The organism is Stenoxybacter acetivorans DSM 19021, assembly GCF_000745895.1.
Taxonomy (GTDB): domain Bacteria; phylum Pseudomonadota; class Gammaproteobacteria; order Burkholderiales; family Neisseriaceae; genus Stenoxybacter; species Stenoxybacter acetivorans.
Window position 1 is genome coordinate 1 of the sequence record NZ_JQKE01000073.1, and the last position, 11,246, is coordinate 11,246.

The window sequence follows — 11,246 nt, forward strand, 5'->3', positions numbered from 1 at the left end:
CATCACCGTTGATTGAAGTTGATGGATTGCAAAGAGCCGAAGGGTAATTGCATGAGAGAGACACGGCTTAACCGATTTGTACAGTTTAGTTTGGCGGCCACAGAGCGTTGGTCCCACGCCTTCCCATCCCGAACAGGACCGTGAAACGACGCATCGCCGATGATAGTATGGATACCCATGTGAAAGTAGGACACCGCCAAACCCCCATACCGAAGCCCCTGATTGGAAACAGTCAGGGGCTTCTTACGCATGGCTAACGACTATTTGAAGCGCGGAAGCGTTCTCCGGTCTCCCAGTCATTGTGGGATATGCTACCGTATAGGGCTTGATTGGTTCGGTGATGAAAAAGAAATAATAGAATAGGTAACAGGCTGCCTGAAAGCGGGAAACTCTTCAGGCAGCCTGTTGAAGGAATAAATTTCTCCAGCACATCAATAAACGCAAATTTGGCAGGCCAAGGGATATTAGGCTGATTGAGAAACCAGACTGAGAAATCAATTTACAAGAATTGCATCTGCCTTTAAAGTGTCGCACTTTCTTAAAACACACAGGTATCGTGTTTTTACACACGAAATACCGCGCCATATGTAAGGAACTCACCTTTTGCAAGCACTGGAGTATTGTCAATTTAAAGCCGAACAAAGCGGTTCCAGCTTTTTAGCCGGTTTTCGTTTTTTACCAAAGCCCAAGCGAGAAGCAATGATGGTGTTGTATGCTTATTGCCGTGAACTTGACGATGTGGTGGACGATTGTACTGATGCTACGGTGGCGGCAAAAACTTTAGATTGGTGGCGGCTGGAATTGGCAAAAGCATTTAATGCAAATGCCGCGCCTGAACATCCGATAACACAGGCATTGCGCCCAGTAGCGGCAGTTTTCAGGCTGCCTGAAAGTGAATTTACTGAAATTATTGATGGCATGTATATGGATTTAGCCCAAACACGTTATGCCACTTTTGATGATTTACGCGTGTATTGCCGCCGAGTAGCAGGAGCGGTGGGTTGTTTGATCGCACGGATTTTGGGCTTTAGTGAACCGCAGACTTTGCAATATGCCGACCATTTAGGCTTGGCGTTGCAATTGACTAATATTATCCGTGATGTTGGCGAAGATGCTCGGCTGGGGCGCATTTATCTGCCTTTAGAGGATTTGCAGCATTTTGATGTGCCTGCTACTGTGATTTTGAATACCAATCATGGAAATGCGGCATTTACAAAATTAATGCAATTCCAAGTGGAGCGCGCCCGTGCTTGTTATCGTGAATCAATTGCACTGCTGCCTGCTGTTGATGTCAGAAAGCAGAAAGCAGGTCTAATTATGGGTGCGATTTATTACGCATTATTGCGAGAAATTGACGCTGATGGTGCGGGTAATGTATTGCATCATAAATTAGCCTTGCCGGGCAGGCGAAAATTAAGTATTGCTTTAAAAACATGGTTATGGGGATTTAAGCCGTGAATCGCCGTGTTGCGATAATCGGCGGCGGCTGGGCGGGCTTAGCAGCGGCTGAGGCTCTGGCAGAACATGCACAAGTGATGTTATTTGAAGCGGGTAAACAATTGGGCGGACGCGCGCGCGCTATGGCGCGGCAAAACCAATTTTCGTTTTTGGATAATGGTCAGCATATTTTGATGGGTGCGTATCACCAATGTTTGGCATTATTACAACGAGCGGGCATTTCTGTTGATGAAGTATTTTTCAGGCAGCCTTTAACGTGGCACATGGCAGATGGTATTCAGTTTCAGGCGGCTTGTTTACCAAAACCTTGGCATTTGGCAATGGGGGTACTGTGTGCGCGTCGTGTCGGATTTGCTGAACGATTACAATTGCTGCAGCAAATGCACCGTTTACAAACGTGGTATGCGGGGTATCGGCAAAACAAACAAGACATCAGTGCGGCGCAATGGCTGGCAAATAATGGCGTGGGTCATTTGGAAACGGTTCAATTTTGGCAGCCTTTAATTTGGGGTGGCTTAAACACCGATTTGGCGGCTGCCAGCACCGCGAGATTGGCAAATATGTTAAATGACGGTGTGTGGCAGCGACGGCAAGACAGTGATATGTTGATTGCCAAAACCGATTTGGGAAAAGCATGGGTAATGCCGATTTGTGAATTACTTCAGCGCAAACAAGTGGGCATACAAACACATTACCGTGTGCCGCCGCCGATGCGTAACGAATCAGGGCAATGGCAAGTGGGTGGAGAAACCTTTGATGCCGTGATTGTGGCGACTGCGCCTTATCATGCCGCCGCGTTACTGCCGCCGCAAATTGCATCGGAAACCAAACAAGCATTGGATGCATTGCGTTATCATGCAATCACCACTGTTTATCTGCGTTACTCGCAAGCAGTACGTTTACCCGCAGCTTTAACCGGTTTGGTAAACGGCACGGCACAATGGCTGCAAGCGCGCTCTGCTGTGGGCGGTGATGTGCACGAAGTGGCGGCGGTGGTATCGGTGTCAGATTTAATCGGCATCAATACCACAAACGAATGGGTGCGCCGCGTTCACGCTGATGTATTGTCATTGTGTCCCAATTTGCCCATGCCGGAAGAGGCGCAAGTGATTACCGAAAAACGTGCCACGGTACAAAGCCGTTTCGATGCACTGCCGATACCCACCGCTGGCTTACGGAAACAAAAACTGTATTTGGCAGGCGATTATTTACACCCACGGTATCCCTCCACATTGGAAGCAGCGGTACAAAGCGGACAAGCCGCGGCGGCACAATGTTTGGCAGATTTTCAACAATGCTGTTGAATTTAAGGTAACCTTATGTTTTTGGAAACAATGACAACACAGTAAAGTGAATTATGACCTCTACACAGACATTAACAGGAAAAACTGTTTTGGTAACGGGTGCATCGCAAGGCTTGGGTGCTGCGGTAGCAAAGGCATATGCCGCAGCAGGTGCAACCGTGGTATTGGTTGCGCGGCATCAGAAAAAACTGGAAGCCGTGTATGACAATATCATTGAAAACGGCGGTATTGAACCGTTTGCTGTTCGTTTTGATTTACTCACAGCGGAAGAAAAAGATTTTGACCAGTTGGCAAAAACCGTATTGGCAGCAACGGGACGATTAGACGGCATCGTACATTGCGCCGCCTATTTCTACGCGCTTTCACCACTGATATTTCAAACCGTTGCTGAATGGGTGAATCAATACCGCATCAATACTGTTGCACCCATGGCACTCACCCGCGCCCTGTTTCCTGCACTGAAAGAATCGGAAGATGCATCGGTAATTTTTGTCGGTGAAAGCCATGCGGAAACACCGCAAGCTTATTGGGGCGGTTTTGGTGCATCTAAAGCAGCCTTAAATTACTTGGCAAAAGTGGCGGCAGACGAATGGGAGCAATATCCAAATCTGCGAGCCAATGTGTTAATTCCCGGTAATATTCATTCACCGCAGCGCATCAAAACCCACCCGGGTGAATCCGAATCCGAGCGCAAACCTTTGAACGACATCATGCCTGATTTTATCTATTGGATGAGTGCGCAAAGCCGCGGCAAAAGCGGAGAGATTGTGTATTTATGAGCCAGCCGCAGAACTTGCCCGAACCGGATAACAACGCACTGACCGCCAGCCAAGCTTTATGCGCACTGATGCGGCAAGAAGCAGCGCAGCAAGGCAGCTTGCCGTTTTCCCGTTTTATGGCATTGGCACTGTATGCGCCGCAATATGGCTATTACAGCGGCGGCGCAACCCAATTCGGCGAAGGCGGGGATTTTGTTACTGCGCCCACACTTACCCCTTTATTCGGGCAAACATTGGCACAGCAAATTGCCGAGCTGTTACCGCAAACCGATGGCATTATCTATGAATTCGGCGCAGGCGGAGGGCAGCTGGCAGTGCAATTATTACAGACACTGCCGCAAGATCTTGTGCGCGAATATTGCATCATTGAATTATCCGCTGCCCTTGCTGCGCGGCAAAAGCAATACATTGCCGAAAATGCACCTGCTGCGCAGAGCAAAATAAAACATTTAAACAGGCTGCCTGAAAATTTCAATGGCATCATTATCGGCAATGAAGTTTTGGACGCCATGCCCGTAGAAGTGGTGCGCCAAACTGAAAACGGTTTATCGCGCATGGGTGCAGTGTGGCGTGATAAGGCTTTTGATTGGCAGGAATTACCGCTGGACGACACGCGCTTGCGGCAAGAAGCCAATAAATATTTACCGCACGGTATTTTCCCCTACACAACGGAATTGCACCCACAACAACAGGCGTTTATCAAAAGTTTGGCAGAAAAACTACAGCGCGGCGCAATGATTTGGATTGACTACGGTTTTGATGCGGCGCAGTATTATCACCCACAGCGCAGCAAGGGTACATTGATGGGACATTATCGTCATCACAGCATTGACAACCCTTTTTTCTACCCGGGTTTAATGGATTTAACCGCCCACGTGAATTTTACCGCCATTGCCGAAGCCGCCATTGATTCAGGCTTGGATTTAATCGGCTACACAACCCAGTCGCATTTTTTATTGAACTTGGGTTTAACCGAATTACTCACGCAAATTGGTAATCCCGCTGATTTTTCTTATATACATGCCGCTGCCGCTTGTCAAACTTTAACAGCACCGCAGGAAATGGGCGAATTATTTAAAGTCATCGCATTCGGTAAAAATATTGATGTTGATTGGCGCGGATTCCGTGCAGGCGACATTTGTCATAAATTATAAAAAGCAAAGCTTTCGCATGAGCCGACAACACATGGTTTCTCAAACCGACAAAAATTCAAATCAACCGGAACGAGTCTTGTTGGTGGGTGTTTTATTTGCCGACAGTTTTCGCGGCAATGCCGAAATGCGTCAAGCACTTTTTCAGGCAGCCTTAGCCGAAACTCGTGATTTAGTGGCTGCCGGCGACGGTGAAGTGGTTGATGTTGCCGTCTGCAACCGCGATAAACCACATCCTGCATTGTTTGTCGGTACGGGTAAAGCCGAAGAACTGGCTGAACAAGTTGCCGAGCTTAAAGTGGATTTGGTGGTGTTTAATCATGGACTCAGCCCCACGCAAGAACGCAGTTTAGAAAAAATCTTGCAATGCCGAGTATTGGATCGCGTCGGCTTGATTTTGGCAATTTTTGCCCAACGCGCACAGAGCCAAGAAGGTAAATTGCAAGTGGAGCTGGCGCAATTAACTCACTTGGCAGGACGTTTGGTGCGCGGCTACGGACATTTACAAAGCCAAAAAGGCGGTATTGGCATGAAAGGCCCCGGTGAAACCCAGCTGGAAACCGACCGCCGTAAAATTCGCCAAAAAATCACTGCATTAAAAAAGCAATTAAACGAAGTACAAAAACAACGCGCCACACGCCGGAAAGCCCGCCAAAACAGCGGCATCAAAACCTTTGCATTGGTGGGCTACACCAATGCCGGCAAATCCAGCCTGTTTAATCGTTTGACTAAGTCCGATGTTTTGGCAAAAGATCAGCTATTTGCTACTTTAGACCCCACTGCCCGCCGCCTGTATCTAAACGAACAGACGAGTATTTTGCTTACCGATACCGTTGGTTTTGTGCGTGATTTACCGCATACTTTGGTAGCCGCTTTTGCTGCCACCTTAGAAGAAACGGCATTGGCAGACGTATTGCTGCACATTGTAGATGCAAACCACCCCGATTATCTGCGCCAAATCGATGACGTTAATACCGTTTTAACCGAAATTTATGCCGATCATATTCCGCAATTATTGGTGTATAACAAAATTGACAGGCTGCCTGAAAGCGAACGCATCGCCGGCATATTATCCGACAACGGCAATAAGCCTGCTGCCGTGCGTATTTCAGTAACTGAAAACATGGGTTTAACAGCATTGCGTGAAGCGATGATTGTTTGGGCTAATGATTAAATCATTTTCAGGCAGCTTGAAAAAAGAGAGCCAATTAAAAGCGTTATTGAAAAGCAGCTGATATTTCAATAGAGTATTGCTGAAATGCTAAATGGTTACGCTGATTATTATTACAAGCAAAAACAGATTTAAGCTGCCTGAAAATGCAATGAACCCAATGTATGGTTATTGTGGAAAAGTAAATCCATTCGATTAAGCGAATACCCGTTACTAAATACCGCACCGCATTTCACAATAAGATGCAGCCGATACAGCGTATTTTGAACCACCACCAAAATAAACAGGTAAATGTCATGTATCAAGCCGATGCCCGCGAACATATCGATTCTTATTACACAGCCACCCGAAATGATCACATCATTTACCCGACACTGGCGCAGCCGCTGGAAGTTGAAACCTGCGTGATTGGCGGCGGCTTAGCCGGGTTATCTGCAGCATTACCGCTGGCACAAGCGGGCAAAAGTGTGGCGGTGATTGAAGGCATACGCATGGGTTTTGGCGGTTCAGGACGAAACGGCGGGCAAGTAATTAATGGTTGGGCTGCCGACATGAACGTCATTGCCAAAGCCATTGGTTTTCAGGCAGCCAAAGCACTGTGGAACATGAGTGTAGAAGCGGTGGCTTTGCTGGACGAGCGTGTGCGTACGCTGAACATTGATTGCGATTGGCAGCGCGGTTATGCACATGCGGCAGTGAGTGAACGGCATTTGGCGGGTTTGCGTACTTGGCAGCAAGAAGCGCAGCGGGATTATGGTTATGATGGTTATCAAGAATGGGATAAAGCAAAACTGCAAACACAGCTGGCATCAGAACGGTATGTCGGTGCATTGTATGACGAAGATTCGGGGCATATTCACCCGCTAAACTACACTTTGGGTTTGGCGCGATCAGCAGCGGCGGCAGGGGCTCAACTATTTGAACAAACACCGATGATTGACATTTTACCCCATAAAGGCGGTTATCGGATTCATACGCCGAATGCCTATATTGATGCTCAAAATGCAGTGATTGCCGTCAATGCGTTTACCGGCAGCTTAAAATCCGCATTATTGCGTCCGCTGGCAGCAAAAATTTTACCTGTCGGCACATACATCATTGCCACTGAATCTTTGGGTGAACGAGCCGCCGAATTAATCTGCAACAATATGGCAGTATGCGATACCCGTTTTGTATTAGATTATTACCGATTGAGTGCCGATAACCGCCTGTTGTTTGGCGGTAAAGTCAATTATTCGGGGCGTGAACCTTCTTTGGAAAAATTAAAAGCCAGTATGCGCCGCGATATGCTTAAGGTATTCCCGCAATTATCCGATGTGGGTATTGATTACGCATGGGGCGGCGATGTGGACATCAGCATGAACCGCACACCGCATTTTGGGCGTTTGGCAGATAATTTATATTTTATGCAAGGTTTTTCGGGACATGGTGTGGCGGCGACCGGTATTGGCGGTTTGGTAACTGCTGAAGCCATTTTGGGCGACGACTCACGTTTGCGTTTGTTTGAATTGTTGCGCCACCGCCGTTTTCCGGGTGGTGATTATTTGCGGCTGCCGAGCCAATGGCTGGGTGTGGGTTATCACCGCTTGCTTGATGTGCTGGGTTGAGGCTGAAAAATATAGAAATAATAAAAACCAATAGAATATTAAAAATATGGTCTGATAAAAGATACAGAGATTCAAAACACAAGTGTTTTAGCAATACCAAATATTATTGGAAGGAGTGTCAAATATGTTTGATAAATTGGTGAAAATAAATTGTTATTCCAAGAATAAAATGTTTAAAAACATAGCCGGCAACTTACTGGAAAAACTCTATTGCTGTGAAATCAATTGCACTGAAATAGATAAAAGCACAATGTTTGCCCATCATGCACGCGGATGTACAATTGCTGCTGCAAAAATTTGTGAAAACGTTGTCATTTTTCAAAATGTAACTATTGGATCAAATTTAAAATATAATAAAGTCAATGATGAATGGGAAAATGTCGGCAATCCGATTATATGTAAAAATGTAATCATTTCTGATGGAGCAAAAATCTTAGGACCAATAATAATTGGTGAAAACTCTGTTGTAGCAGCGAGTGCAATCGTTACAAAAAATATGCCTGCTAACAGCATAGTGTATGGCGTAAATCAATTTAAACCTAAAGATGCAGACTATGATTTAGTATTTAATTCAAAAATGATAGATTTTGAGAAAATTATAGAAGCTAATAATAATTTGATAGCAAAAGTAAATTTTGATAGCCCAAATGAATCACCAATTACTCAATAACAATACTGATTCTCGGCAACGATGGGCATTAACGTTGGCTTACGATGGTGGTTTTTTTCACGGTTGGCAAACGCAGCCCAATCGTTTGCGTACCATTCAAGCGCATTTGGAAGAAGCCTTGAGTTTTGTTGCCGATGAAAACATTCAGGTAACGGCAGCAGGGCGAACCGATGCAGGCGTTCATGCCACAGCACAAGTGGTTCATTTTGATACCCAAGCATCACGCCCTGCCAAGGCGTGGGTGCGCGGCGGCAACAGTGCCATGGATAAATCGGTGCGCATTTTGACGGCACAAACGGTTTTGCCGCATTTTCATGCTCGTTTTGATGCGTTTGGGCGGCGTTACCGTTATGTATTGGAATCGGGTCGGGTGCGCATGCCGCAATTACGCGGTAAAGCAGGGTGGACACATTGGCCATTGAACATGACTGCCATGCGAGAAGCCGCCGCGCTGTTGGTGGGTGAACATGATTTTTCCAGTTTCCGAGCCAGCGAATGCCAAGCCAAATCACCGATTAAAACCCTGTATGCCGTTCGTCTTTCAGGCAGCCCGAATTTTATGGCATTGGATTTGCACGGCAACGCATTTTTGCACAATATGGTACGCAATATTGTTGGCGCATTGGTGTATGTGGGCGCAGGCAAAATGAGTGTGGCGGATTTTGCGCAGCTGCTGGCAGCCAAAAGCCGCCGCCATGCACCGCCGACGCTGATGCCTGATGGTCTGTACTTAACCGGAGTGGATTACCCACCTGAATTCGGCGTGATAACGCCGCCTTTACCTATATGGCTGTGGCCAAATTTGGGTGAAAATGAATGAAAAATGGAGGGCGTTCAAAATTCTGTGTCAGTGTTAAATCCTACAGTTTGATTATATAGCTATACTATTATTATTTTCAAAATAAGCAAACAAGCCTATTCAGCAGATTTCAGACAATTAGCCATAATTTTTCTGGCAAGTCGTTTTGAAAAATTTAATAGTTTAGCTATATTGTTCGCTATGCTGGAGGTTGAGTTTGCGCTCTGAAAGAATGCTACAAGCTAAACAGCCTGTTCCGCCTGATGCCGGTATTCGCCGTTTGAGTGGCCGCTACTGCGCAGAGTACCCCCGGTCACGATATTGGACTGACCGACGATATAAAGAGGCGTTTAAACGAGAATTGGCGACTCACGCCTTGATATGGAACAAGCGCGGAAACTGGCCTACGAACGAGCGCATACAAGAAAACCGCAACCTAAACGTTCTCCAGCTATGCATGATAAGGTCAGAACATTGCTGGCGCAGGGGCTGACACAGGCGGAGATCGCGCGCCGGCTTGGGGTGTCGCGGCAAGCGGTGTGGAAGGTGGCAAAACGTATTGATGAGTAAAGATAAAATTTGCATACCTCTGTAAAATACCATATGCTTATGCCTAAAAAGTGAACTAAGGGTAACTATCAATAATATCCTTAGTAAGGCGAACGACGATTTTGGGGCTAATTTGTCATCAAGGATGAAAAATGAGTTATCAAGCGACAACTAACCATTCAGCAGAAGCAGTAGCACTCGGATTTTACTATCAAACCTTTTATGCATTGTTGGCGCTTTTAGAAGAGAAACAGGATGATGTCGCCGTGTGTTTGGAGCGTTTGGACGATGTAGAGATTGATATTAATGGGCAAAAGTTGCTCTATCAACTTAAGCACTCATTCGCGACATCAAAAGCACCCAATGCCATAACAATAACTTCAAAAATACTATGGAAAACGTTGAAAGCTTGGATTGATATTCTGCCACGCCTTGCGATTGATGAAACCATCTTCCAACTGATTACTGTTGCTCCGCTAAATACAGAGCTAGCCGTTTTATTGAACAATCAGGACGACCGTAGCGCATTATGCCGTGCTTTAGCAATGGAAGCACAACGAGTCTGCAATGGGCACCAGTCATCATCAGGGGATAACCCATCTCGCGTCGAACGAATTAAATGTTGTAAAGCATACTTGAGCCTAACTGAAACTGAGCGGCAGACCCTGTTAAATAGAGTTCGTATTTGTGCTAGCCAAGGTGATATCACCACAATTGAAGGGAGTATCACTGAGAAATTAATCTATTTTCCTCCAGAGCAGCGCCCCGTTGTTGCTAAACGTCTAATAGAGTGGTGGGATAGGCAAACAATTTATACTCTCTGTGGTAAACGTGAAAGATTTATCGCTAAAATCGAGTTACAAGAAAAAATTTCTGAAATCGTCGGGGAAATAGAGCGAGATGAGTTATTACCTGAGTTTGAATTGCTGCTCCCACCAGAAAACCATCAACCAGACTCTTTACTAATCAAGCAAATTGATCTAGTTAAGGGAAAACCCAGTGATATTAATAAAGCAATACGCGAGGAATGGCGAGCGCGCGAACAACGTCATAAATGGATATCAACTCGTCTGGATATGGCTGAACGGATAGACCGATACGATAGACTTTTGAAAGAAAAATGGGCAGATAAACACCAACGCATGGTTGAAGACTGTGAAGACCCTGATGAAACAATTGAATGTAAACAAGGTCTTGAATTACTTCGTTGGTCACATGATAAAGCCTATTTAGAAATACATCCATTTGCACCTAATTGGAATGCTGAATATTACATTCAAGGTAGCTATCAGGTATTAGCTATTAACCTAGAAGTAGGTTGGCATCCAAAATTCAAAGAACTTTTGGGTAAACCTATATGACGAAAATAGCACATGATATATATGCTGAAGGTAGTGTTCAAAAATCTGTGTCAATCCCCTAAACTATTCCAAATAGGAGACAACACATGAACAACCCCATATTCGACTTTAAAACAGGGTAGTGTTCAAAAATCTGTGTCAATCCCCTAAACTATTCCAAATAGGAGACAACACATGAACAACCCCATATTCGACTTTAAAACAGCACTTAAACAGCTTCAATCAGGTCAAGCACTGACAGGAAAAGACGGCATACTCACCCCGCTTATCAAACAACTGACCGAAGCTGCTCTTGATGCCGAAATCGAACATTATCTCGAACAGAACCCACAAGAGCCCAACCGCCGCAACGGTTACACCAAAAAGACGGTCAAGGCAAATTCCGGCAGCTTTGAAT

General features: G+C 45.7%; 11 protein-coding genes and 1 rRNA gene. All 12 read left to right on the forward strand.

Annotation, left to right across the window (positions count from 1 at the left end; translation table 11 throughout):
* The first annotated feature begins 89 nt into the window (after nucleotides 1–89).
* A 5S ribosomal RNA gene (gene rrf, locus Q384_RS09595) occupies nucleotides 90–202 on the forward strand.
* 401 nt (nucleotides 203–603) lie between these two features.
* The gene (hpnD, locus tag Q384_RS09600) at nucleotides 604–1,458 is read left to right on the forward strand and encodes a presqualene diphosphate synthase HpnD (protein WP_037587477.1); all 855 of its coding nucleotides are present in this window, start codon (nucleotides 604–606) and stop codon (nucleotides 1,456–1,458) included.
* Complete coding sequence (gene hpnE / locus Q384_RS09605) at nucleotides 1,455–2,762, forward strand: hydroxysqualene dehydroxylase HpnE (protein WP_037587479.1); 1,308 nt, start codon at nucleotides 1,455–1,457, stop codon at nucleotides 2,760–2,762. Before hpnD ends, hpnE begins: the two co-directional genes overlap by 4 nt.
* Before the next feature lie 53 nt (nucleotides 2,763–2,815).
* Nucleotides 2,816–3,541, forward strand: coding sequence for an SDR family oxidoreductase (locus tag Q384_RS09610; RefSeq protein WP_037587480.1), 726 nt, complete (start codon nucleotides 2,816–2,818; stop codon nucleotides 3,539–3,541).
* A complete protein-coding gene (locus tag Q384_RS09615; protein WP_084224464.1) occupies nucleotides 3,538–4,695 on the forward strand; it encodes a class I SAM-dependent methyltransferase in 1,158 nt (385 codons plus the stop codon). Before Q384_RS09610 ends, Q384_RS09615 begins: the two co-directional genes overlap by 4 nt.
* Before the next feature lie 16 nt (nucleotides 4,696–4,711).
* On the forward strand, nucleotides 4,712–5,866 hold the full coding sequence (gene hflX, locus Q384_RS09620) for a GTPase HflX (RefSeq protein WP_037587482.1): 1,155 nt from the start codon (nucleotides 4,712–4,714) through the stop codon (nucleotides 5,864–5,866).
* A gap of 293 nt (nucleotides 5,867–6,159) precedes the next feature.
* Nucleotides 6,160–7,470 (forward strand): NAD(P)/FAD-dependent oxidoreductase, encoded by a 1,311-nt coding sequence (locus Q384_RS09625; protein WP_037587499.1) that lies wholly within the window; start codon nucleotides 6,160–6,162, stop codon nucleotides 7,468–7,470.
* A gap of 124 nt (nucleotides 7,471–7,594) precedes the next feature.
* Nucleotides 7,595–8,140, forward strand: a complete 546-nt coding sequence (locus tag Q384_RS09630; protein WP_037587484.1) for an LbetaH domain-containing protein — start codon at nucleotides 7,595–7,597, stop codon at nucleotides 8,138–8,140.
* Nucleotides 8,118–8,960 carry a tRNA pseudouridine(38-40) synthase TruA gene (gene truA / locus Q384_RS09635; protein ID WP_037587488.1) on the forward strand — a complete coding sequence of 281 codons (843 nt, stop codon included), beginning with the start codon at nucleotides 8,118–8,120 and terminating at the stop codon, nucleotides 8,958–8,960. Before Q384_RS09630 ends, truA begins: the two co-directional genes overlap by 23 nt.
* 360 nt (nucleotides 8,961–9,320) lie before the next feature.
* The gene (locus Q384_RS14540; RefSeq protein WP_037587491.1) at nucleotides 9,321–9,509 is read left to right on the forward strand and encodes a helix-turn-helix domain-containing protein; all 189 of its coding nucleotides are present in this window, start codon (nucleotides 9,321–9,323) and stop codon (nucleotides 9,507–9,509) included.
* A gap of 131 nt (nucleotides 9,510–9,640) precedes the next feature.
* The gene (locus tag Q384_RS09645; RefSeq protein ID WP_037587493.1) at nucleotides 9,641–10,849 is read left to right on the forward strand and encodes an ABC-three component system protein; all 1,209 of its coding nucleotides are present in this window, start codon (nucleotides 9,641–9,643) and stop codon (nucleotides 10,847–10,849) included.
* A 174-nt stretch (nucleotides 10,850–11,023) separates the two neighbouring features.
* A partial coding sequence (locus Q384_RS09650; protein ID WP_037587495.1) for a transposase occupies nucleotides 11,024–11,246 on the forward strand: 223 nt, incomplete at its 3' end.